Annotated in this window: 21 protein-coding genes; 9 read left to right on the forward strand and 12 right to left on the reverse strand. The window is 67.5% G+C overall.

Annotation, left to right across the window (positions count from 1 at the left end; all coding sequences use genetic code 11):
* The first annotated feature begins 160 nt into the window (after positions 1-160).
* Positions 161-1,825 (forward strand): tannase/feruloyl esterase family alpha/beta hydrolase, encoded by a 1,665-nt coding sequence (locus tag ACIY1X_RS11895; RefSeq protein ID WP_294371596.1) that lies wholly within the window; start codon positions 161-163, stop codon positions 1,823-1,825.
* Positions 1,826-1,914: 89 nt separating this feature from the next.
* Here the strand turns inward: ACIY1X_RS11895 and otnI are convergent, their stop codons facing one another.
* From otnI to ACIY1X_RS11935, 8 genes are all read right to left on the reverse strand, one after another.
* A complete protein-coding gene (otnI, locus tag ACIY1X_RS11900) occupies positions 1,915-2,718 on the reverse strand; it encodes a 2-oxo-tetronate isomerase (RefSeq protein WP_399680769.1) in 804 nt (267 codons plus the stop codon).
* Between the two features lie 35 nt (positions 2,719-2,753).
* Positions 2,754-3,422 carry an aldolase gene (locus tag ACIY1X_RS11905; RefSeq protein WP_294371592.1) on the reverse strand — a complete coding sequence of 223 codons (669 nt, stop codon included), beginning with the start codon at positions 3,420-3,422 and terminating at the stop codon, positions 2,754-2,756.
* Entirely contained in the window at positions 3,419-4,702 is a 1,284-nt protein-coding gene (gene otnK, locus ACIY1X_RS11910; RefSeq protein ID WP_294371590.1) for a 3-oxo-tetronate kinase, read from the reverse strand. Before otnK ends, ACIY1X_RS11905 begins: the two co-directional genes overlap by 4 nt.
* Before the next feature lie 10 nt (positions 4,703-4,712).
* Positions 4,713-5,726 (reverse strand): D-erythronate dehydrogenase, encoded by a 1,014-nt coding sequence (gene denD / locus ACIY1X_RS11915; RefSeq protein WP_294371588.1) that lies wholly within the window; start codon positions 5,724-5,726, stop codon positions 4,713-4,715.
* Positions 5,723-6,640 (reverse strand): L-threonate dehydrogenase, encoded by a 918-nt coding sequence (gene ltnD / locus ACIY1X_RS11920; RefSeq protein WP_294371585.1) that lies wholly within the window; start codon positions 6,638-6,640, stop codon positions 5,723-5,725. Before ltnD ends, denD begins: the two co-directional genes overlap by 4 nt.
* Before the next feature lie 86 nt (positions 6,641-6,726).
* Positions 6,727-7,665, reverse strand: coding sequence for a PDR/VanB family oxidoreductase (locus ACIY1X_RS11925; protein ID WP_294371582.1), 939 nt, complete (start codon positions 7,663-7,665; stop codon positions 6,727-6,729).
* A complete protein-coding gene (locus ACIY1X_RS11930) occupies positions 7,662-8,891 on the reverse strand; it encodes an aromatic ring-hydroxylating dioxygenase subunit alpha (protein WP_294371579.1) in 1,230 nt (409 codons plus the stop codon). Before ACIY1X_RS11930 ends, ACIY1X_RS11925 begins: the two co-directional genes overlap by 4 nt.
* Positions 8,892-8,988: 97 nt before the next feature.
* Positions 8,989-9,468 (reverse strand): MarR family winged helix-turn-helix transcriptional regulator, encoded by a 480-nt coding sequence (locus ACIY1X_RS11935; protein WP_294371576.1) that lies wholly within the window; start codon positions 9,466-9,468, stop codon positions 8,989-8,991.
* A gap of 245 nt (positions 9,469-9,713) precedes the next feature.
* Here ACIY1X_RS11935 and ACIY1X_RS11940 point away from each other — a divergent pair, with 245 nt between their 5' ends.
* From ACIY1X_RS11940 to ACIY1X_RS11965, 6 genes are all read left to right on the forward strand, one after another.
* Positions 9,714-10,679, forward strand: a complete 966-nt coding sequence (locus tag ACIY1X_RS11940) for a tripartite tricarboxylate transporter substrate binding protein (RefSeq protein WP_294371573.1) — start codon at positions 9,714-9,716, stop codon at positions 10,677-10,679.
* 66 nt (positions 10,680-10,745) lie between these two features.
* Positions 10,746-12,029, forward strand: a complete 1,284-nt coding sequence (locus tag ACIY1X_RS11945) for a Rieske 2Fe-2S domain-containing protein (protein WP_304304430.1) — start codon at positions 10,746-10,748, stop codon at positions 12,027-12,029.
* A gap of 44 nt (positions 12,030-12,073) precedes the next feature.
* Positions 12,074-13,138 carry a tripartite tricarboxylate transporter substrate binding protein gene (locus ACIY1X_RS11950; protein ID WP_277849205.1) on the forward strand — a complete coding sequence of 355 codons (1,065 nt, stop codon included), beginning with the start codon at positions 12,074-12,076 and terminating at the stop codon, positions 13,136-13,138.
* On the forward strand, positions 13,135-13,641 hold the full coding sequence (locus ACIY1X_RS11955; protein ID WP_277849204.1) for a bacteriohemerythrin: 507 nt from the start codon (positions 13,135-13,137) through the stop codon (positions 13,639-13,641). Before ACIY1X_RS11950 ends, ACIY1X_RS11955 begins: the two co-directional genes overlap by 4 nt.
* A 49-nt stretch (positions 13,642-13,690) precedes the next feature.
* Positions 13,691-14,641 (forward strand): 3-hydroxyacyl-CoA dehydrogenase, encoded by a 951-nt coding sequence (locus ACIY1X_RS11960; protein ID WP_277849203.1) that lies wholly within the window; start codon positions 13,691-13,693, stop codon positions 14,639-14,641.
* A gap of 41 nt (positions 14,642-14,682) precedes the next feature.
* Positions 14,683-15,543: an alpha/beta hydrolase-fold protein gene (locus ACIY1X_RS11965; RefSeq protein ID WP_277849202.1), complete on the forward strand. Its 861-nt coding sequence runs from the start codon at positions 14,683-14,685 to the stop codon at positions 15,541-15,543.
* A 357-nt stretch (positions 15,544-15,900) separates the two neighbouring features.
* On the opposite strand, the gene ACIY1X_RS11970 is transcribed toward ACIY1X_RS11965, so the two are convergent.
* The 4 genes from ACIY1X_RS11970 to ACIY1X_RS11985 all read right to left on the reverse strand — a co-directional run bounded on the left by ACIY1X_RS11970 (position 15,901) and on the right by ACIY1X_RS11985 (position 19,539).
* The gene (locus tag ACIY1X_RS11970; protein ID WP_277849201.1) at positions 15,901-16,662 is read right to left on the reverse strand and encodes an IclR family transcriptional regulator C-terminal domain-containing protein; all 762 of its coding nucleotides are present in this window, start codon (positions 16,660-16,662) and stop codon (positions 15,901-15,903) included.
* 101 nt (positions 16,663-16,763) lie between these two features.
* The gene (locus tag ACIY1X_RS11975; RefSeq protein WP_304304429.1) at positions 16,764-18,581 is read right to left on the reverse strand and encodes a mono(2-hydroxyethyl) terephthalate hydrolase; all 1,818 of its coding nucleotides are present in this window, start codon (positions 18,579-18,581) and stop codon (positions 16,764-16,766) included.
* Between the two features lie 129 nt (positions 18,582-18,710).
* Positions 18,711-19,298 (reverse strand): IclR family transcriptional regulator C-terminal domain-containing protein, encoded by a 588-nt coding sequence (locus ACIY1X_RS11980; protein ID WP_231638278.1) that lies wholly within the window; start codon positions 19,296-19,298, stop codon positions 18,711-18,713.
* Positions 19,246-19,539, reverse strand: coding sequence for a helix-turn-helix domain-containing protein (locus ACIY1X_RS11985; protein ID WP_294371542.1), 294 nt, complete (start codon positions 19,537-19,539; stop codon positions 19,246-19,248). Before ACIY1X_RS11985 ends, ACIY1X_RS11980 begins: the two co-directional genes overlap by 53 nt.
* A 129-nt stretch (positions 19,540-19,668) precedes the next feature.
* Here ACIY1X_RS11985 and ACIY1X_RS11990 point away from each other — a divergent pair, with 129 nt between their 5' ends.
* On the forward strand, positions 19,669-20,637 hold the full coding sequence (locus tag ACIY1X_RS11990; RefSeq protein WP_399680773.1) for a Bug family tripartite tricarboxylate transporter substrate binding protein: 969 nt from the start codon (positions 19,669-19,671) through the stop codon (positions 20,635-20,637).
* A gap of 8 nt (positions 20,638-20,645) precedes the next feature.
* On the forward strand, positions 20,646-21,885 hold a 1,240-nt coding region (locus ACIY1X_RS11995), incomplete at its 3' end, for an aromatic ring-hydroxylating dioxygenase subunit alpha (RefSeq protein ID WP_399680775.1).

The following is a 21,885-nucleotide window of genomic DNA, read 5'->3' on the forward strand; positions in this document are numbered from 1 at the left end:
CGCCGCGCGCTGGGCCGAGGTGGTGAAGAAGGGCGGCATCACGGCCGACTAGGGCTGACTGGGCGCAAGCACGTTGGGAATCAGCGAGGACCGATCCCGTTCGGTTCAGGGGTGCGTGCGCGCGTGGACTTTCGACGAAGACCAAATGAAGGAGACATCCATGAGGGTTCGATTTACAGCGAGAGGGCGACTGCTCGCCATTGCACTGGGCGCCGGCCTTGCCGCAGGATGCGGCGGAGGAGGGGGAGGCCCGAGCGTGCTCCCGATTCCACCCGTGGCCGGCGGTGGCAATGAAGGAGGCAATGGAGAGGGCGGCGACGGCGCCACGGGCGGCAACACGCCTCCTCCCGAGCCGCTGGCCTGCGCCGACCTCGCGTCTCGGTTCGAATCGGAACAGGACGCCGTGGTCATCGTCTCGGCCACCGACGTTGCGCAGGCGCAGGACTTGCCGGCGCACTGCGACGTTCGGGGAACCATCCGGGGCAATATCAAGTTTGCCGTGTTCATGCCAAAAGAATGGAATGGACGATTCCAGATGGTCGGCAACGGTGGCAAGGCGGGCTCGATCTCGTTCAGCGCGATGGAATCGGCATTGCGCCAGGGATACGCCACCTCGTCGACCGATACCGGACACGATGCATCCATCCGCTCGCAATCCGGCGCACGGTTTGGCTACGACGCGGAGTTCGGCCGAGACATGGAGATCGACTTTGGCTACCGGGCCGTGCACCTCACGGCGCTTGTCTCGAAGGAGATCGTCAACGCCCACTATCCCGAGAAGATCCAGTATTCGTACTGGAACGGGTGTTCGACCGGCGGGCGCCAAGGGCTCATGGAGGCGCAGCGATTCCCGGAGGACTTCGACGGCTATGCCGTGGGCGCGCCGGTCTACAACTACACGCGCCAACAGATGTCGGCGCCGGCGCTGCTGCAGCACCTGTACAAGAGCGGGATTGCGGGCGGCTCCGTCATCTCGCCGGCCAAACGGGACCTGATCGGGAACATCGTCTACAACGGCAACGGAGGGAACTACCCAGGGTGCGACGCGCTGGACGGCGTGAAGGATGGCCAGATCAGAAATCCTCTGCGTTGCAACTTCGACCCACTCGTGCACGTACCGATGTGCGGTCCCTCGGGCGGGGCGGACTGCCTCACCGCGGAAGAGCAGGCGGCGCTGGTCGGGGTGTACAAGGGGCGGCCGGACGTGAGCGTGCTGGCGCTGCCGGTGGGTTCCGAGAACACGCAAGGGGGGTGGCCCGACTGGCTCATCACCAACGGCACAAGAACCCCGCAACTGCACACGGTCATGGCGGATGCCTTCCAATACCTCCTGTTTGAACCGGATCGGCCGGACTTCGACTACCTGACGCAGTTCGACTGGAGCGCGGATCCCCATCGGATGGAAACGGCCAAGCAGACGTACAACGCCACCAATCCGGACTTGCGCAGGTTTGCGGAAGCGGGCAAGAAGATCATCATGTATCACGGATGGACCGATCCAGGCGTCAATCCCATGGGCACGCTGGAATACAGGGCGAACGTCGAGTCGGTGTTCGGCAGCCCCGCCGCGGTAGAGCGGTTCATGAAGCTGTACATGGTTCCCGGCATGGGCCACTGCAGCGGCGGACCGGGCCATGGCAGCGTCGACTGGGTGGCGCCGCTCAAGGATTGGGTGGAGCATGGCAAGGAGCCGCAGGCCATCGTCGGTTCCAAGCCGGGCACGCAAAGCACGCGGCCGCATTGTCCCTATCCGCAGGAGGCCGCCTACGACGGGCAGGGGAATGTCGATGACGCACAAAGCTACTCATGCGCTACGCCGGGGTGAGGCCCGCGCTGCGGCCTGACGAAGGCGCCAGCCACTCTTCCTGAGCTGTGCCGGTCACTCGGGATGCTCAGGCGGCGCGATCCCCAGGATCAGCGCCGCATCCAGCCCAGCCCGTCGCTGGTGCCGCCGGGCACCGCGCCGCGCGCCGGCCGGTACTCGCAGCCGACCCAGCCCTGCCAGCCGCACTGCGCGGCCACCTCGTCGATCACGTCGAACAGATAGGGGTGGTGCAGCTCGCCCACGTCGGGCTCGTGCCGCCCCGGCACGCCGGCGATCTGGAAGTGGCCGACGCGACCCGTCGTCAGGTACTGCCGGATCTTGGTCGCCACGTCGCCCTCGACGATCTGGCAGTGGTACAGGTCCATCTGGACCTTCAGGTTGGGCGCGCCGACGGCCTGCACGATGGCGTGCGCCTCGTCCTGGCGGTTGAGGAAGAAGCCGGGGATGTCGCGCGTGTTGATCGGCTCGATCAGCACCTCGCGGCCGGCCTGCGCGGCCATCTCGGCGGCGCGGCGTAGGTTGTCGATGTACAGCGGGCGCAGTTCGTCGCGCGTGCGGCCCTCGGGCACCAGGCCGGCCATCAGGTGGATGCGCGGGCAATCGAGCGCCTGGGCATAGTCCAGCGCCTTGGCCACCGCGTCGCGGAAATCGGTTTCGCGGCCCGGCAGGCAGGCCAGGCCGCGCTCGCCGGCGGCCCAGTCGCCGGGCGGGGTGTTGAAGAGCACCTGCTCGAGGCCGTGGTCGCGCAGCCGCGCGGCGAGGTCGGCGGGCGCATGCTCGTAGGGGAAGAGGTACTCCACCGCCTCGAAGCCGTCGGCCGCGGCGGCGGCGAAGCGGTCGAGGAAGGGCAGCTCGGTGTAGAGCATCGAGAGGTTGGCGGCGAAGCGGGGCATGGCGGCGTGTCGCGGGAAGAAAAGAGCAAAGGGCGCTACCAGCGCGCCCCGAAGACCGTGCGCAGCTCGGCGATCCTGGCTTCGTCGAGCACCGCGCAGCGGCGGCCGGAGAGCAGCCACAGCTTGGCGGTCTCTTCCAGCTCCTCCAGTACGGTCATGGCCGCGGCAGGCGTGTCATGCCACACGTTGGGGCCCAGGCGCTCCAGCATCACCGCCCTCAGCGGCGCACCTGCCGCGCCGTAGCGCTCGATGGCTTGTGCCACCGCCTCGGCCGCATCGGGTGCGCCGGGGCGACGATAGGGAATTAGCGGTACGTGCCCGACCTTCATCACGAAGTAGGGCGTGATTGGCGGCAGCAGCTCGTTGCCTTCGGGCTGCAGGCTCAACGCCACGCAGTGTGTGCTGTGAGTATGGATGACGCAGGCGATGTTGGCTTCGTAGGCGCGCGCGGCGGCATAGATGCGCGTGTGCAGCGCGATGGTCTTGCTCGCGCGGTCGCCGTCGAGTTGCCGGCCCTGTGCGTCCAGTCGCGCCAGGCGCGCCGGGTCCAGGAAGCCCAGGCAGGCATCGGTGGGGGTGATGAGGAAGCCGGCGTCGCCGGGCAGGCGCACGCTGATGTTGCCCGCGCTGGCATGCGCGTAGCCGCGCTGGAACAGGCTCGCGCCGATGCGGCAGATCTCCTCGCGCGCGTGTGCCTCGTTCATGGCAGTGCCTCGAAGGCGCGGGTGAAGAAGTCATCGCCGCCGAAGTTGCCGGACTTCAGGGCGACATGCAGGCCGCCGTCCGCGGCGGCCCCGCTGCGGGCATGGCACCAGGGCACGCCGGGATCGATCTGCGGACCGATCTGCAGCTGGGCGATGCCCAGCGCCTGCACGCAGGCGCCCGCCGTTTCGCCGCCGGCCACCACCAGTTGGCGCACGCCGCGCTCGACCAGGCCGCGTGCGACCGCCGCGATCGTGCGCTCCACCATGGCGCCGGCCTCTTCCACGCCGAGCCGTTCCTGCACCGCCTTCGTGACGTTCGCTTCGGCCGTGGAATAGACCAGCACGGGCCCTTGTGCCATGCGCGACGCGGCCCATGCGAGCGCCTCGGCCGCCACGTCCACGCCGGCGGCGATGCGAAGCGGGTCGATCGGCAGCGCCGCGCCGCCGCGGCGCACGAAGTCCGCCACCTGCCGGTTGGTGGCCAGCGAGCAGCTGCCCGAGACCACCGCGCGCAGTCCGCCGGCCGGTGGCAGCGCACTGGCGCGGGCCGAAGGCGCAAGACCGAAGTTGGCCGGCAGGGCGATGGCCAGCCCCGAGCCCGCCGTCACCAGCGGCAGCGCAGCCAGCGCGGGGCCGGTGCGCAGCAGATCATCATTCGACAGCGCGTCGACGATGGCGATGCCCACGCCCTCCGACTGCAGCTGCGCGATGCGCGCCGCGACCGCATCGGCGCCGCGCGCCACCACCGCGTGGTCGATCAGACCGACCTTGCGTGTGCATTGGGCCTGCAGCACGCGCACCAGGCTGGAATCGGTCATCGGCGTGAGCGGATGGTTCTGCATTCCGCTCTCGTTGAGCAGCACGTCCCCGACGAACAGGTAGCCCTTGAAAATCGTGCGCCCGTTGTCCGGGAAGGCCGGCGTGGCGACCGTGAAGCCACAGTCCAGCGCATCCATCAGCGCCTCGGCGACGGGGCCGATGTTGCCGTGCGGCGTGCTGTCGAAGGTGGAGCAGTACTTGAAGTAGATCCGCGGCGCGACCCCGCCGCGACCCTGGCCCTGCAGCCAGCGCAGCGCAGCGAGCGACTGCGCGACGGCCTCGGGTGCCGGGATGGTGCGCGACTTGAGTGCCACCACGACGGCATCCACCTCGGCGTCCAGCGGGGCTTCCGGCACGCCGATCGTCTGCACCACGCGCATGCCGGCGCGCACCAGATTGTTGGCCAGGTCGGTCGCCCCGGTGAAATCGTCGGCAATGCAGCCGAGAAGCAGGTTGGCCATGGTCTTGTCGTCAGCCTTTCAGCGGCAGCTTCACCGCTTGCGGATTCTCCTGCACGTACTGGCGCAGGACGGTGTCGAAGTCCGGGTCGGCGGCCAGTCCCAGGCTCGCGGCACGCCGGGCGTGGATGCGGCTGGGCCAGCCCGTGACGATCCTTGCCACGCCGGGGTCGGGCGACCAGTCGATCAACGCGGTCGCCTGCGCTCCGGCGATGCGCTCCAGCGCCTGGGCCATCTCCCGCACCGTGGTGGTCAACGCCGGCAGGTTGACCGCCGTGCGCGCGCCCCACTCGGCCGCGCCGGCAGTGGCCGCGCGCAGGATGCCTGCCACCGTGTTGCCGGGCGATGCCAGCGCGACGGCCGTGTCGGGAGGCACCGGGCAGCGCGCCCGCTCACCGGCCAGCGGCTCGCGCAGCATGCCGGACAGGAAGCTGGAAGCCGCCCCGTTGGGCCGGCCGGGCCGTACGCTCACCGTCATCAGCCGCACGCTGCGGCCCTGCACGAAGCCCTTGCGCGTGTAGTCGGCCACCAGCTGCTCGCCGACGAACTTCTGGATGCCGTAGCTGTTCTGCGGCGTCGGTAGCGTGCGGTCGTCCACCACTGCGGGCAGTGGCTGTTCCGGCGAATCGCCGAACACGGCCACCGAACTGGAGAAGACGAACACGGGTGCATGGCCGGCGCGGCGGCAGCCTTCGAGCAGGGCGCGCGTGGTGTCGAGGTTGCTGCGCATGCCGAGATCGAAGTCGGCCTCGCATTCGCCGCTGACGGCGGCCGCGAGGTGGAACACGAGCTGGACCTCGGCCAGCGGCAGCGCGCCGGACGCGGCCTGGTCGAGCAGATCGCCCTGGAGGACGCGGATGCGCGCGTCGGCCTGCAGGTCGGCCGGCGGTGGCGCGCGGTCGGCCAGCAGGATGTGTTCGACGGGCTGTGCAGGTGCGCCGGCCAGCGGCAGGCTGGCCTGTTGCAGGAGGGTCCGTGCGAGGCGGGCGCCCAGGAAGCCGCAGCCGCCGGTGATGAGGACGTTCATGACGAGGCGTCGGTGAGGGTAGGGCGGGCAGCCGGCAGGTCGATGCCGGGGAAGATCTTGATCACGGCGCTGTCGTCCTCGCGGGCGAAGCCGGCGCTGGAGGCCTGCATGAACATCTGGTGCGCCGTCGACGACAGGGGCAGCGGGAACTTGCTGGCCCGCGCCATGTCGAGCACCAGCCCCAGGTCCTTGACGAAGATGTCCACCGCCGACAGCGGCGTGTAGTCGCCGGCGAGCACGTGGGCCATGCGGTTCTCGAACATCCAGCTGTTGCCGGCGCTGTGGGTGATGACCTCGTACAGCGCGGCCGCATCGACGCCCTCGCGCAAGCCCAGTGCCATGGCCTCGGCCGCCGCGGCGATGTGCACGCCGGCCAGGAGCTGATTGATGATCTTGACCTTGCTGCCGGCGCCGGCCCGGTCGCCCAGACGGTACACCTTGGCGGCCATGGCGTCGAGCACACCGCCGGCTTTCTCGTAAGCGGCCGGCGCGCCGGCCGTCATCATCGTCATCTGACCACTGGCCGCCCTGGCCGCACCGCCCGAGATGGGTGCGTCGAGGTAGAGGATGCCGTGCTCGGCCAGCCTCGCTTCCAGAGCCGTCGACCAGGAAGGATCGACCGTTGAGCACATCACGAACACGCTGCCGGGCGACATCGCTGCGGCAGCGCCGTGCTTGCCGAACAACACGGCTTCCGTCTGCTCGGCATTGACCACCACCGAGACCAGCACGTCGCAGCCGGCCGCCGTTTCGGCCGGTGTGGCGCAGGCGAGGCCGCCTTCGGCGGCGAAGTCCTGCGCGCGCCCCGGCTGCGCGTCGCACACGCGCAATTCGTGGCCCTGCCTGCGCAATGTGGTGGCGATACCGGCGCCCATGGCGCCAAGTCCGATCAGGCCGATGGTGGGTTGAAGCATGGGATGTCTCCGGTGGTTGACGCAAGGCGCCGCACGATGCCGAAGGAGCACGGCGCCCTTCAAGCCCGCAACGGCCGGCTGCTTTGCTACAGGTCGAGCACCAGCTCGGGGGAGCAGGCGCGCGAGCAGCAGATCATCATGGTCTTGTTGGAGGCTTTCTCCGCCTCCGTCAGTACGTCGTCCCGGTGGTCGGGGCTGCCCTGCAGGACCTTGACTTCGCACGAGCCGCAGATGCCCTGTTGGCAGGAGTAGGGCGCATCGACTCCGGCGGCCAGCAGCGCGTCGACGATCGTCTGGTCTGCGGCCACCGGCAGCACCTGGCCGCTGCGCGCCAGTCGAACGACGAACTCCTGCCCTCCGGCGGTGGGTTCGGCCCCGAACCTCTCGAAGTGCACCTGCTCGGGCGGCAGCGATGTGGTGGCCGCCAGGAAGGCATCGAGCATCGACGCCGGCCCGCAGCAGTAGAAGTGGGTGCCGGCCGGTTGCTGCATGACGATGTCCTCGATGGAAAGCCGGCATCCCGCCGTCGAGGAGGCGTGGAGGCGGATCCGGTCGCCCAGGTCCTGCAGTGCGCGCTTGAAGGCGGCATCCTCGGGGGCCCGCACCGCATAGTGCAGCGTCCAGTCGAGTCCGCGGGCCGCCAGGAGGCGCGCCATGGGAAGCAGCGCTGTGATGCCGATACCGCCCGCGATCAGCACAGTACGGCCGTTGGCCGCGACGAGCGGAAAGTTGTCCCGCGGAGCGCCGATGCGCAGCAGGCTGCCGATGCGCAACGAGTCGGTCATGAACGCGGACCCGCCTCGGCTGGCCGGCTTGCGCTTGACGGCGACCTGATAGCTGTCTGCCGTGGCTGACGCGACCGAATACTGGCGCACGAGCCCGTTGGGAAGATGCACGTCCACATGCGCGCCGGGCGGGCAAGAGGGCAGTTCGCCCGAAGTCGATTGCAGCTCGCAGGAAACCACGCCAGGCGCCTCCTCGCGCAGCGCCACGACCCTTACGTCGAACAAGCGCTCGCCGCTCATTCGAAGAAGTTTCCCGCCTTGACCGAGACCATTGCGCCGTCCTGGCCCGCGCCCTCGGGGGTGCCACCCTCCTGGACCACGCGGATCTGGCGGGCCAGCATCCGGCGCAGCATCACCAGGCCCTTGTCGCTGGTGGCGAGATGCTCGTCGCTGTGTGCGGGGATGCTCCCCTGGGTGGATTGCGCCTCGTAGTCGCCCGGGAAGCGCTTGTGCTCGTCTTCCGTCATCTCCCACCAGGTCTTGCCTTCGAAGACCGCCATGCGCGAGCGCCGTGAATAGAGTGGGTCTTCGCTCTTGAGCACCCGCGCCACACCGAAGGTGCGGTGGTGATGGCTGTCCACCGGCACCAGCCAGGCCACCTCGCGGCCCTGGCCGGGCGCCAGCTCGATGGACGGGACGATGCGCACGTTGGGAAGCAGTGTCTGCGTGATCCGCGTCAGGGTGCCTTCCTTGGTCTGGCGCACTGACCGGTACATGACACCGTGGTCGCACTGCTCCCATTCCACGGCGGGCATGGCCGCCATCTGCTCGCGGAACTGCACGCCGCTGAAGCGCGAATGCAGGATGACCACGTGGAAGGGATCCATCACATTCTCGAAGTTCTGGAGCCAGCTGTACGGGGCCACAGGCTTGTCCTGGGAGACGCCTCCGCCGATGTAGAAGCTCTTGTCCTCCTGCTGCAGTTCCTCGTCCGCCCCCAGGTCCTCGAGCACGTCGTACTGCGGCAGGGGGGGCATCGCGTCAAGCGGCCCCATATAGGCGAAGACGAGGCCATAGCGTTCCTGCACCGGATACCAAGGCTGGCGGCACTTGTCGCGGTGCTGCCCCCCGCCGGGCTCGCAGGGCTGCTCCACGCAACTGCCGTCGACCGCAAAGAGCCAGCCGTGGTAGCAGCAGCGGATGCCTTCGTTCTCGACCTTGCCGTAGTACAGCGAGGTGCCGCGATGAGCGCAGTGCTCGTGCAGCAGGCCAGCTTTCCCCTGGCCGTCCCTGAACAAGATCAGGTTCTCGCCCAGGATGCGCACCCGCGCGGGGTCCGTCGTGACCTTGGACGAAACGCCCACGGGATGCCAATAGCGCCGCATGAACTCGCCGCAGGGCGTGCCGGGCTCGACCTGTGTCAGGAAGTCATCGGACCGGCCAGGCGGCTTGCCGTAGCCGCCGCCCTGCTGGCGTTTGCCGACAAAGCGGATGGGCTGCGTGGTGGAAGTATCTTGCTCGTTCATCGGGTTGTCTCGCGGGAGTTGGCAAGGCTCGAACGTGAGCCCTATTAATTGCATTATGCAAGTAATATCAAACCGTCGCAAGACGCTGCCGGCCGGTCTACTCGGCGCGGGTGGGCTCGGACACGCCCGCGCTCAGCGCCTGCACTTGCGCATCGATGCGGTCCAGCATGCTCTCGAGCAGCCGGATCTCCTGCGCAGTGAGGCCTGCGCGGACGAATTTCTCGTTGGCGATTGCGCCTTGCTCGATTTCCTCGTAGAGCGCGCGCCCGGCGCTGGTCAATTCCAGGCGGGCGCGCCGTCTGTCCGAAGGGTCGGGTGTACGCGTGATTAGGCCGCGCTTGACCAGCAGGTCGATGGCGCGGACGACGCGGAACGGGTCGGACGATGTCCGCTCCCCCAATTCGCCCGCCGAAAGAGGGCCGAAGCGCGCGATGACGGCCAGCGAACGCCATGCAGGCATGGGCAGGTCATGGGCGGCCACGTAGCGGGCGGCCATCACGGTGCCGATGCGGGACGCAATCAGACCGAATCGGTAGGAGATCCAGTGTTCGAGGGCGAACTTCTTCTTGGTGGCCATGGATGCGAGAGGTCTGCGGCAGGGGCTGCTGCGTCCCGAGCATAGCCGTCATGCCCACTTCTCCTTGATTTGCAACCTTTCGATCCTAGGGAAATCGCCTAGCCGAAGGAGGTCTCCCTTTGTCGGTGGCCCTTGTGAGGCGAAATAAATACTTGCATAATGCAATCGTTACATCGTCGATCCATGGGTCTGGATGTACGTGCAGATGAGAACGCACTGGCCGCCACGGGCCAAGGAGACACACGATGAAAAACAGGATGCGCTTGGCGCTGCCGCTGCTTCCGCTGGCCATGACCTCGCCGGTCCACGCGCAGGACGACTGGCCCAGCCGGCCGGTCCGGCTCGTCATCCCGTTCCCGCCGGGTGGCTCGACCGATGCGCAGGGGCGGCTGTTGGCGCAAAAGCTTTCCGAGGTATGGGGCCAGCCGGTGGTCGTCGACAACCGGCCGGGTGCCGGCGCCGTGCTGGCGACCAACGTGGTCGCCAAGGCCCCGCCGGATGGCTACACGCTAGGCATCGCCGTGTCGTCCCATGCGATCAATCCGACGCTGAGGTCGAACCTGCCCTACGACACGCTGAAGGATCTCCAGCCGGTGTCGGAGGTGGGTGTGCAGCACATCATCCTGGATGCCAACCCGTCGCTGCCGGCGGGCAATCTCGCGGAGTTGCTGGAGCTCGCCCGGCGGCAGCCCGGGCGTCTGAGCTATGCGAGCCCGGGAAGCGGCACCGCGCACCACCTGGTGATGGAGCTTCTGAAGGTCAAGGCGGGCGTGAACATCGTCCACGTGCCGTACCGCGGGGGCGCGCCGGCACAACAGGACGTGATGGGCGGGCAGGTGCCGCTGCTGATGGACACCTACTACGCCAGCGCCGGCCTCATCAAGGCTGGGAAGCTCAAGCCCATCGCCCTGTTCAGTCCCTCGCGCCCGGCCAGCGTGCCCGACATCCCGGTGGTCGCCGAGACTGTTCCTGGCGTGTCGGCCCAGAGCAGCGTCGGCGTGATTGCGCCGGCGGGCACGCCGGCGGCCATCGTGCAGAAGATCAGTGCGGACATCGCACGCGCGGCGCACACGCCGGAATTTGCGCACAAGCTGCTCGAAATGGGATTGGATCCCGTCGGCTCCAGCCCCCAGGAATACGACCAGCGCATCCGTGCCGACATCTTGAAGTGGGCCCCTGTCATCCAGGCGTCTGGGGCCAAGGCCGACTGATGTCTGTGGTGCGTCCGGCTTCTTCAGATCCATCTTCGCGAAACCCAATAGCTACTTCATACCGCCATGCTGAGCAAAGAAAACAATGACGTCCTGACCCGCACCGGCCAGGGGACACCGATGGGCAAGCTGATGCGCTCCTTCTGGACGCCGGCCATGCTCGAGCGCGAGATCCCCGCCGCGGACGAACCGCCGGTTCGCCTCGCCCTTCTGGGCGAGTCGCTGGTGGTGTTCCGCGACACCGAGGGCCGCATCGGCGTGCTGGACGAGCATTGCCCGCACCGAGGCGCCAGCCTCTTCTTCGGCCGCAACGAGGCGGGGGGCGTACGCTGCGTCTATCACGGCTGGAAGTTCTCGGTGGAGGGCAAGTGCCTCGACATGCCCACCGAGCCCGCAGGCAGTCCGATGTGCTCGAAAGTCCGGGCGACGGCCTACCCAGCGCGCTTGGCCGGCGGCGTGCTGTGGGTGTACATGGGCGAGGGCGACGCGCCGCCGCTGCCCGACTTCGAGTGGCTGGGCCTGCCGGACGATCACATCTATGCCTCGCGTTGGGAGCAGGACTGCAACTATGCCCAGGCGATGGAGGGCGAACTGGACAGCGCGCACGTGGGCTTCCTGCACAGCCTCGTCAACAAGACCGAAGGTGATGCCCAAGCGTTGACCGGGCAATACTTCCACGACGACAAGGCACCGGTCTGGAAGATCCTGCCGACGCCGGCCGGCTTCATGGCCTGCAACGGACGCAGGACCGCCGAGGGGCAGCGTTACTGGCGCCTGAACCAGTTCCTGATGCCGTTCTACACCATGATCCCCCCGCATCCGGACGACGCCCATCTGGTGCGCATGTGGGTGCCCATGACGGACGAGCGCTGCTGGGTGATCTGCGTGACGTTTCGCCCGGACCGCAGGCTGGGCGATAAGGAACTGGCGGCATGGTGCAACGGCGACGTCGCGCACCGCAAGGTCGTGCCAGGCACCACGCGCCCGACGGAACGCCTGGACAACAACTACCTGATCGATCGCCAGTTGCAGAAGACCGTGTCGTTCACGGGCATCGCAGGGGTGCGCGCCCAGGACGCGATGGTGTGCGAGACGGCAGGTGCGATCGTGGATCGCACGCGTGAGAACCTCGGCAGCAGCGACCGCGCCGTGGTCGCCATGCGCAGGACGCTGATCGATGCGGCCCTCGCATGCGAAGACCGCGGCACGCGGCCGGAGGCCTCGCTCATGCCGCATCTCTATCGCGTTCGGGCCACGCAGACCGTCCTGCCGGAGGATCTCGATCCCGACAAGGCCGAGGCGCTCATGAGCACGGCCCGCCCCATGGAAGCCCCTGCCGTTCAGGCGTAAGGGCCTGTCCGATCCCAGACCAACGTCCGTCAAGGAGACACCGTATGATCCCGACCATCGCCGGGCTGGCGCGCCGCGCCCGCTTCGCCCTCCAACTGCCGAAGTTCGGCAGCCAGGTCCTACCCGCGCTGCTGGCATCAGCGCTTCTGGCTGCGGCTGCGCAGCGCGCCGCGGCGGCCGAACCGGCGTTTCCTCAGGGACCGATCAGCATCATCGTTCCCTTCGCCGCCGGTGGCAGCCTCGATGCGACCGCCCGCGTGCTGGGCAAGAAGGTCAATGAGCTCCTGGGGCAGCCGGTGGTGATCGTCAACCGCCCGGGTGCCGGCAGCGCCGTCGGAGCGCGCGCCGCAGCCACGGCCAAGCCGGACGGCTACACGCTGTTCATCGCCTCCGGCTCGGCGTTCGGCTTCGTCCATCTGCTCGTTCGTAACCACGAGTTCAGCCTGAAGGACTACGCGCCCATCGCGGGCCTGGGCATCTACACCTCCCTGTTCGCCGTCAGCGACAAGACCCCGGCCAAGACATTGCCCGAACTCGTGGCATTGGCGAACAGCAGGCCTGGAGGACTGAGCATCTGCTCCACGGGCGCCAACGGCATCAACCACCTTCAACTGGAGATGTTCAGGTTCGCCTTCCAGAAGAACCATCCCGGCCAGAAGCTGAACATCACGCATGTTCCCTACAACGGAGTGGCACCGGCGCTGACCGCGATCAAGGCCGGCGATGTCGACGCCTGCGTCTTGCCCTACAGCTCGCTGGTCAAGCAGATGGATGGTGCAGGGCTGCGGGTGATCGCCGTGCAGCGGCCCACGCGGCTGCCGCTCTTGCCCAGCGCTGGAACGACGGGCGAGCAGGGTTACCCGGAGCTCGACGGAAACGAACAGCTGGTGACGATCTCCGCGCCGGCAGGAACTCCCGCACCCGTATTGCAGCGCCTCGAAGCCGCCTTCCGGGATGCGATGAACGATCCGGCCATCATGAAGAGTCTCAACGATCTGGAGGTGCAGCCCAGGTTCGTCGGCTCGGTCGAAGCGCGCAAGTGGCTTGAAGGTGATGTGAAGAAGCTCAGCGGCGTGATCCGGGAGGCAGGCCTTGGGACCAACCCGTGAGCAAGGAAGCCCTTTCGGTTGCGGCGCTGGCTGTTCAACGACCAATCCCGAGTTCGCTCGCCTGGGATGAAAGGTTCGTGCTCGGAGAAGAGAGCATGGACTTGATGCATCGCGAGTTCGTTCGGTGCGTCGATGCGCTGCTGTCGTCGGACACTGGGGCGCTGGATGCCGCCCTGGCCGCTTTCGAGCGCCATGTGCGCTCGCACTTTGCTGAGGAGGAAGAGACGATGCGCGTCTCGCGGTACGACTCGGCACGCTGCCACGTCGAAGAGCATGCTGCCGTGTTGGAAAGCCTGCGCGAAGTCAAGATTGCGTTTGGCCAGGGGCGCGCCGATGTGGTTCGTGCCTTCGCGATTGCGCTGGCCGACTGGTTTCCAGGCCACACGCGCGTGATGGACCAAGGGCTTGCCACTTGGCTTGCCCGACAGCGCTGGGGCGGGGCGCCGGTCCTCATCTCGAAGCTCGGACTGCGTGCAGGCGCCCCAATTCAGGGCTACGCATGAACTGGGGCAGGGAGCGCGAAATTCTTTGAACCTTGTGATGAATATGCCCATGATAGATCCCAAGAACTTCGGAACCGTTGCCTGCATCGGTGTGGGCCTGGTCGGTTGCGCGTGGGCCGTGGTTTTCGCCCGGGCCGGATTCGCTGTCAACATCCATGACGCCGATGCCGCCGTCCTGGAGGCAGCGCCAGGCCGGATACGGCTGCAGTTGGACGCGCTGTCCGACCAGGGGCTGGTCGACGAACCCCCGTCCGTCGTCGCCGGAAGAGTCCGGGTTGTGGCCTCGCTGGAGGAGGCGGTGCGCAATGCCGTCTACGTCCAGGAGTCAATTCTGGAGAAGGCGGATCTGAAGCGCGCTTTGCTTGAGCAACTCGAGCCGTTGGACGACGGCAGGCGGATCATCGGTAGTTCTACCTCGGGAATCCCGGCCTCCGCGTTTGCATCTGGGCTGCGCATCAGCGACCGCGTCCTCGTGGTGCACCCGGTCAATCCGCCGTCGTTGATCCCGCTGGTCGAGCTGGTTCCCTCGCCCGATACCGGTGCGGATGCTCTGAATTTCGCCCGCGAGCTGATGCTGGCATGCGACCAGAGTCCGATCACGGTGAGACGCGAGATCGATGGCTTCGTCCTCAATCGCCTCCAGGCCGTGCTGCTCAGGGAGGCCTGGGCACTGGTCAAGGATGGGATCGCCTCGGTGGAGGACATCGACAAGACCGTACGCGACGGGTTGGGATGGCGCTGGTCCTTCATGGGACCGTTCGAGACCATCGACCTCAATGCGGTGGGCGGCGTCGCCGACTATGCCCGGCGATTGGGGCCGCTCTACCAGCGCATCGCCGCGTCGAGGGACCATTCGGACAGCTGGGATGCCGAATTGATCGCCGAGGTCGAGGCACAGCGCCGGAAGCTGCTGCCCCAGGCGCAACTGCGGGAAAGGTCTCACTGGCGCGACCTGCGCCTCATGGCGTTCGCGCTGCACGCAAGGTCCGGGCGGGAATAGGCGGAGAAGCCGCCGGCATTTCGGCGTGGAAAGGAAAGGCTATGGAACTCGACAGAAGAAACATGCTTCGGGCATGGGCGATCGGCGTTGGCTTGTCGGCGTTGTCCGGGGTCGTGGCGGCTCAGCCCGTCGCCCCGCCTGCATCGCCGCGGCCGCAGCCTTTGCCCCCCGATCCGCGGGTCGGGCAGCGGACCTACCGTTTCGGTCCCACCGGGGAGGACTTGCCCTACGCGGTGTTCGTTTCCAGCAAGGTCAGGAAAGACAAGCCGGCGCCTTTGATCATCGCGCTGCATGGACTGAACGGGAACCACAACACCCTCATGCGCGGCGCGCTGCTCGACCTGGCCGAGAAGGGCGGCTATGTCGTGGTTGCGCCCATGGGATACAACCCGCGGGGCTGGTATGGCATCCCCGGCGAGTACAGCCCCCGCGCAGGCCTTGGCCGCACCCCCGATCCTGCAGCGGCCCACGATCCCCCGAACCTGAGGGCGTTGAGTGAGCAGGACGTCATGAACGTGCTGGCCCTGGCGAAGCAGGAGTTCCGGACGGACCCGGCGCGCACGTTCCTAGTCGGTCATTCCATGGGAGGCGCCGGCGCGCTCTACCTCGCATCCAAATATCCCAAGCAGTGGAACGCCGTTGCGGCCATCGCGCCGGCGACCCGACGAATGGTCCCCCGGATGCAGGAAGTTCTCTCCAAGATCACCGTGCCTGTGATGATCACGCAGGGCGTGGTCGATCAAGCGGTTCCCGTCGACATGACTAGGACGTGGATTGATGCCATGGAAGAGCGAAAGATGATCTTTCGCTACGAGGAGATTCAGGACGCGGATCACCGCACGGTCATCGACAGAAGCATGCTTGGCGTTTTCGCCTTCCTCGAGAGGCCCGACAAGCCTTGACGCCGAGAGTGCGACTGGACGCAAGATGGCGCCGAGGGATTCGCGTACAGCCCTGGCTGGAAATCGAGGCGACGCACTGTCGGCGACGCCGGGGTTTGTCTTAGCAGAAGAGTGGGTTGCCATGACGCAGTCGTTGCTGCCCAAGGACGTGCCTGAAGGATGAACCCAAGGAGACTGACCAGACTCCGCACGTGGTCCTCGACATCATCCCATGTCAGTTTGAGGGCTGGACGGGGTTGGATTTTCGTGGTTTCTGAAGGAGCTTGAAGCAGTCCAACCCCGGTAGTCTTCGCGTACAGCCAGTGTCTCTGAGTTGAGCGCGGGCGTAGTGCACAGGGTGTAGCAGGCCGTTCCCCTTCACTCGGGATAAAGCCGCTCGCCCAACGTAGTGCCGGCCTTGCGCAGGGCGGCCAGGAAGGCCTCGCGGAACTCGGCGAAGCTCATGCGCTCGGCGCGCACCGCGATGCTCATGGCACCCACCAGCGAGCCGCTGCGGTCGTGCACCGGCACGGCCATGGAGCGCACGCCCAGTTCCAGCTCGCCGTCGCTGCCGGCGAAGCCCTGCTCGCGGCAGCGCGCGATCAGCTCCAGCACGGGGCGCACCTCGTACACCGTGCGCGGCGTCAGCGGCTGGCGCGGCATGGCGCGCACGCGGCGCTCGGCCTCGCCCGGCGGCAGGCTGGCCAGCAGCACGCGGCCGATGGCCGAGCAGTAGGCCGGCAGGCGCGAGCCGATGCCCAGCCCGATGCTCAGGCTGCGCCGCGCCGTGGAGCGCGCGATGATGATCGCGTCGTCGTCCAGCAGCTTGCCCAGCGAGGCCGACTCGCGGGTGCGCTCCGACAGCGCATCCAGCAGCGGCTGCGCCAGCGTGGGCGTCGCGCGCGAGGCGAGGTAGGCGTGCGCGATCAGCAGCGCCTTGGGCAGCATCCAGAAGCGCTTGCCGTCGCTGTCGAGGTAGCCGAGCGCCTGCAGCGTGAGCAGCGAGCGCCGCGCCGAGGCCGGCGTGCTGCCGGTCAGGCGCGCCGCCTCCGAGACTGTCAGTCGCGCGTGCTGCCGGCCGAAGCAGCTCAGCACCTGCAGACCCTTGTCGAGCGAAGTCACGAAGTTTTTGTCTGTCATCGCGTCTTGACCTGCTTCCAGGACCCGATCGTCAAGTACGCAGCATGAAAACTTCACCTTGCCGGAGCAATCGTGCAAGGCGCCACGCTACGTGGCCCCTTTCAGGGCGGCGCCGCGCAGGCGAAGTTCGCTTCGGTGTTGATGTCTCCACTACCCTTGTAGCGGGCGATTTGGGGATACGGGCAAAGTGGCCGCGTGCGTGCCGCCACCCCGAAGTACCCTGGCGTGCCCGACCAGGCGGAGATCTGATCCGGCGCCTCGCCGCGCTCGACCCAGGCGACCAAGGGCGTCAGCATGTCGAACCGGTCGGTCCCGGGACCGCCGCTGCAATGATTCATACCCGGCACCAGAAAAAGGCGCGCGAATCCAGCAGCACCTGGCATCGCTGCGCCAAGTCTCTCGTAATAGTCGGCCGTGTCCAGGGCTGAGAACGCGGCGTCGGACATGCCGTGGTACAGGATCATCTTGCCGCCGCGATCGCGGAAGGCAGCAAGGTCAGTAGAAGTTGCACCGTGCCAGTCCATGCTGGATTGGGTGAACTGTCCGCTGGTCGCCCAAATCTTCAACGGATCGATGTCGAAATCGAATTTCATCATCCGCGCGGCAACCTGCGTCAAGGGCATCGGTTCGGGCGGTGTGGCGAAATCGACCAGCCAGGAGCGCGCCGAGAAGCCGCTCACGCGCTGGGCGTTGTTGGCACTGCTGTTGAAGCTACCGAGCCACCACGAGCGCCACCCCTGGTTATAGGTCGTGCCACTCAGTCCGCTCATGCCAGCGTCCCAAGCCCATCTGTTGTACAACGGCGTTCCCGCCGAATTCACGGGCCCCGCCATCGCGCGCTTGATCGCAGTGACCTGGACGGGGCTCAGGCAATCCGCAGTCTTGGCGCCAACGCACTGGAGCGCCTGGCCGTTTGCAGGATTGGCTGCCGTGGCGGGGTCAAAGGCTGCCTGGCATGCCCGGTAATTGTCAACGATGCCATCCGCAAGGCCGTCGAGGGCGTCACATGTGCCCAGGATTGCCTGTGAAAGAAGGTGCAGGTCGGCGTCAGAGAAAGACTTATTGATAAGCGGCACGCCTTGTGCATCCAAGCCGACAGCGGCGGGCGCAAGGGACTGTGTGGTCCACGCACCGCTGATCCCGGCCTTCGGCAACTGGTAGCCTGGTGCACCGGCAACGATGCCGTCGTAGTGGGAAGGGAAGCGCTGCGAGAGCATCATGCCCTCGCGGCCGCCCTCCGAACAGCCGATGAAATAGGACTTGTCGGCAGCGCGTCCGTAGAACCTGGCCACCGCGGCCTTGCCTGCCTGCGTGACCTGATCGTACGAGTTGTAGCCCATGTCGAGACGGGCCTGCGGATCCAATCCGAAGGCAACGGTGCCGAGCGCGTCGGGATTGTCGTTCACTGCGTTGTCGTGACCTCCATCCGTTGCGATGGTGGCGAAATTGCGAGACAGCGCGCTTGCGATCTGTCCCCCACCAATGCTGCCGGTAGCCGCGGACAGCGAGCCGTTGGTTCCGCCGCCGCCTTCCATGAAGAAACGACCGTTCCATTCTGCGGGCATCCGGAGGCGGAATTTGATTTCGTAGGGATAGCCGTCGATCCCGGTGCGCTTCGCGATGGTGCCGGACACCTCGCAGTGTTCGGGCAGCGCCGCCGCAGATGCGGTGGCGGGCGCGGCGTCACGCCAGGCAGCGACTTCCACGACCGTCGCGGCATTTGGCCACACCATGTCGCCATTTCCGTCCTTCAGAGCCTCGCATGCGGCGCGCGAAGCCAAGGGCACCGGGGGCGGCGGAGGCTCCTGCTGCGGCGGCTGCTGCTGCGGCAGCGGCAGCGGCAGCGGCGTGGATCCGCCGCCACCGCACGCGGCTAGGGCCACCGACGCCAGCAGCATCGTGATGACTGTTGTCTGCATCTTATGTCTCCTTCGACTGGTTCGCGGCATTGATTTGCAGCCGCGGGCGCGATGGTGTGACCGAAGGCTTGATGTAGCGTCAGGATATTTGCGCATCGCGAAAGAAACTTGGTCGTTCCAGGGTTTCCCCTACGACGCTTTGCATCGAAGTACCGAGATGCCCGCCGCAGCGGCTCCACTGCGCCCGGCCCGGGTGCGCACAATCCGCCGGCAAGCGGGTCGCCAGCGCATCGCGCGCACGACGCAGCGCCGGCAGCATGGTCGAACGGAATCCGCCATCGTCATACGGTCGGCCTGGACCGCGATGCTCATGGCGCCGACGGTATCGCCCGCACGGTCGAACACCGGGATGGCCATCGACCGCACGCCGAGTTCCAGTTCCTCATCGCTCTCCGACCAGCCCTGCTCGCGGCAGCGGGCCACCTCGGCCACGACGTCGTTGCTACGCCAGAGGGTGCGCGGTGTCAGTGCAGCGCGCTGCATCTGGTCGACACGTCTGCGTGCCTCCAGGGGCTCGAACGCGGCGAGCAACACCCCGCCGAGCGCCGAGCAATAGCTCGGAAGCCGCGATCCGATGGCCAGCCCCGTCGAAAGGCTGCGCCGGGCAATTGCGCGAGCGACGATCACCACATCGTCGCCCAGAAGCATGCCCAGGCTGGCCGACTCACGGGTGCGCTCGGAGAGAGCGACCAGCAGCGGCTGCGCAAGCTGCGGCATCGGGCGGGAACTGATAGGCGTGCGCGATCAGCAGCGCCTTGGGCAGCATCCAGAAGCGCTTGCCGTCGCTGTCGAGGTAGCCGAGCGCCTGCAGCGTGAGCAGCGAGCGCCGCGCCGAGGCCGGCGTGCTGCCGGTCAGGCGCGCCGCCTCCGAGACGGTGAGCCGCGCGTGCTGCCGGCCGAAGCAGCCCAGCACCTGCAGGCCCTTGTCGAGCGAGCTCACGAAGTTCTTGTCTGCCATCGCATCTTGATCCTGCGCATGCCGGGGTGTCCATTTTTGCGCATGCCGCACATCCGGCTTGTGGCGGAAGGCATGCGGCCCGGACACTGGATCACCCCCGATGAACGTCAGACACGGAGACACAACAGGATGACAACCGCCCTCGCGCGGCGCCTCGGCGCCGCCTGCCTGACTGCGGCCTGCCTGCTCGGCAGCGCCACGGCACAGACCCCGCAAGCCCTCAAGATCATCGTGCCCTACCCCGCCGGCGGCACGGCCGACATCCTGCCGCGCGTGGTGGCCGAGAAGCTGCGCACGCAGTTCCCCGCCGGCGTGCTGATCGACAACCGCACCGGCGCCGGCGGCAACATCGGCGCCGAGGCGGTGTTCCGCGCCGAACCCGACGGCAACACCCTGCTGGCCTCGCCGCCCGGGCCGATCGCCATCAACCACCACCTGTACCGGAAGATGGCCTTCGACCCGTCGAAGTGGGAGCCGGTCACGGTGCTGGCGACGGTGCCCAACGTGCTGGTGGTCAACCCGCGGCTGCCGGTGAAGAACGTGCAGGAGTTCATCGCCTACGCCAAGGCCAACCCGGGCAAGGTGACCTACGGCTCGCAGGGCAACGGCACCACCTCGCACCTGACGGCCAGCCTGTTCATGCAGCTCACGGGCACGGAGATGGTCCACGTCCCCTACAAGGGCACGGCGCCGGCGCTGGTGGACCTGGTGGGCGGGCAGATCGACGTGTTCTTCGACAACATCAGCTCGTCGCTGCCCTTCCACCAGGCGGGCAAGCTGCGCATCCTGGGCGTGGCCGACGAGCAGCGCTCCGCAGCACTGCCCGAGGTGCCCACCTTCGCCGAGCAGGGGCTGCCGTCGATGAACGCCGTGACCTGGTTCGCGGTGGTGGCGCCGCCGGGCACCCCCGCGGCCAAGGTGGCCGCGCTCCAGAAGAGCTTTGCCGGCGCACTGACCCAGCCCGAGGTGCGGCAGAAGTTCGCCGAGCAGGGCGCCGAGCCGCGCGGCTGGGACCCGGCCCGCACCGGCCAGTTCATCCGCGCCGAGTCCGCCAAGTGGGACCGGGTCATCCGCAGCGCCAACGTCCGCCTCGACTGAGCAGCCCCATGCAAGACACGTCCACCCTTCAACCCGTCCGCTGGTCCGGCCCCGGGCTCACGCGCATCCCCTACGGCGTCTACCGCGACGCGCAGCTCGCCGCCGAGGAGCAGGCGCGCATCTTCCAGGGCGAGACCTGGAACTACCTGTGCCTGGAGGCCGAGCTGCCCGAGGCCGGCAGCTACCGCACCACCTTCGTCGGCGAGACGCCGGTGGTGGTGGTGCGCGACGCGGACGGCGAGGTCTACGCCTTCGAGAACCGCTGCGCCCACCGCGGCGCGCTGATCGCGCTGGAGAAGTCGGGCCGCGCCGAGAACTTCCAGTGCGTCTACCACGCCTGGAGCTACAACCGGCAGGGCGACCTGACCGGCGTGGCCTTCGAGAAAGGCGTCAAGGGCCAGGGCGGCATGCCGCCCGGCTTCTGCAAGGAGGCGCACGGCCCGCGCAAGCTGCGCGTGGCGAGCTTCTGCGGCCTGCTCTTCGGCAGCTTCGGCGACGAGGTGCCCGGCATCGAGGAGTACCTGGGCGAGGAGATCTGCGAACGCATCGAGCGCGTGCTGCACAAGCCGGTGGAGGTGATCGGGCGCTTCACGCAGGCGCTGCCCAACAACTGGAAGCTGTACGTGGAGAACGTGCGCGACAGCTACCACGCGAGCCTGCTGCACCTGTTCTTCACCACCTTCGAGCTCAATCGCCTGTCGCAAAAGGGCGGCGTCATCGTCGACGAGAGCGGCGGCAACCATGTGAGCTACTCCATGATCGACGCGCAGGCGGAGAAGGACGCCTCGTACCGCGACCAGGGCCTGCGCTCGGACGATGCGAACTACCGCCTCAAGGACCCGAGCCTGCTGGCCGGCTTCCAGGAATACGGGGACGGCGTGACGCTGCAGATCCTCTCGGTCTTCCCCGGCTTCGTGCTGCAGCAGATCCAGAACTGCCTGGCGGTGCGCCAGGTGCTGCCCAGGGGCGTGGAGCGCACCGAACTGAACTGGACCTACCTGGGCTATGCCGACGACACGCCCGAGCAGCGCCAGGTGCGGCTCAAGCAGTCCAACCTGATCGGGCCGGCCGGCTTCATCTCGATGGAGGACGGCGCCGTCGGCGGCTTCGTGCAGCGCGGCATCGCCGGCGCGGGCACGCTGGAGGCGGTGGTGGAGATGGGCGGCGACGGCACCGCGTCGAGCGAGGGCCGCGCCACCGAGGCCTCGGTGCGCGGCTTCTGGAAGGCCTACCGGCAGCACATGGGCG

The organism is Xenophilus sp. (genome assembly GCF_044462705.1).
GTDB classification, from domain to species: domain Bacteria; phylum Pseudomonadota; class Gammaproteobacteria; order Burkholderiales; family Burkholderiaceae_C; genus Xenophilus; species Xenophilus azovorans.

Coding starts and splice junctions, on each gene's coding strand:
- ACIY1X_RS11895 (WP_294371596.1), top strand. CDS start 161: ATGAGGGTTCGATTTACAGCGAGAGGGCGACTGCTCGCCATTGCACTG.
- otnI (WP_399680769.1), bottom strand. CDS start 2,718: ATGCCCCGCTTCGCCGCCAACCTCTCGATGCTCTACACCGAGCTGCCC.
- ACIY1X_RS11905 (WP_294371592.1), bottom strand. CDS start 3,422: ATGAACGAGGCACACGCGCGCGAGGAGATCTGCCGCATCGGCGCGAGC.
- otnK (WP_294371590.1), bottom strand. CDS start 4,702: ATGGCCAACCTGCTTCTCGGCTGCATTGCCGACGATTTCACCGGGGCG.
- denD (WP_294371588.1), bottom strand. CDS start 5,726: ATGAACGTCCTCATCACCGGCGGCTGCGGCTTCCTGGGCGCCCGCCTC.
- ltnD (WP_294371585.1), bottom strand. CDS start 6,640: ATGCTTCAACCCACCATCGGCCTGATCGGACTTGGCGCCATGGGCGCC.
- ACIY1X_RS11925 (WP_294371582.1), bottom strand. CDS start 7,665: ATGAGCGGCGAGCGCTTGTTCGACGTAAGGGTCGTGGCGCTGCGCGAG.
- ACIY1X_RS11930 (WP_294371579.1), bottom strand. CDS start 8,891: ATGAACGAGCAAGATACTTCCACCACGCAGCCCATCCGCTTTGTCGGC.
- ACIY1X_RS11935 (WP_294371576.1), bottom strand. CDS start 9,468: ATGGCCACCAAGAAGAAGTTCGCCCTCGAACACTGGATCTCCTACCGA.
- ACIY1X_RS11940 (WP_294371573.1), top strand. CDS start 9,714: ATGAAAAACAGGATGCGCTTGGCGCTGCCGCTGCTTCCGCTGGCCATG.
- ACIY1X_RS11945 (WP_304304430.1), top strand. CDS start 10,746: ATGCTGAGCAAAGAAAACAATGACGTCCTGACCCGCACCGGCCAGGGG.
- ACIY1X_RS11950 (WP_277849205.1), top strand. CDS start 12,074: ATGATCCCGACCATCGCCGGGCTGGCGCGCCGCGCCCGCTTCGCCCTC.
- ACIY1X_RS11960 (WP_277849203.1), top strand. CDS start 13,691: ATGATAGATCCCAAGAACTTCGGAACCGTTGCCTGCATCGGTGTGGGC.
- ACIY1X_RS11965 (WP_277849202.1), top strand. CDS start 14,683: ATGGAACTCGACAGAAGAAACATGCTTCGGGCATGGGCGATCGGCGTT.
- ACIY1X_RS11970 (WP_277849201.1), bottom strand. CDS start 16,662: ATGACAGACAAAAACTTCGTGACTTCGCTCGACAAGGGTCTGCAGGTG.
- ACIY1X_RS11975 (WP_304304429.1), bottom strand. CDS start 18,581: ATGCAGACAACAGTCATCACGATGCTGCTGGCGTCGGTGGCCCTAGCC.
- ACIY1X_RS11980 (WP_231638278.1), bottom strand. CDS start 19,298: ATGCCGCAGCTTGCGCAGCCGCTGCTGGTCGCTCTCTCCGAGCGCACC.
- ACIY1X_RS11985 (WP_294371542.1), bottom strand. CDS start 19,539: ATGGCAGACAAGAACTTCGTGAGCTCGCTCGACAAGGGCCTGCAGGTG.
- ACIY1X_RS11990 (WP_399680773.1), top strand. CDS start 19,669: ATGACAACCGCCCTCGCGCGGCGCCTCGGCGCCGCCTGCCTGACTGCG.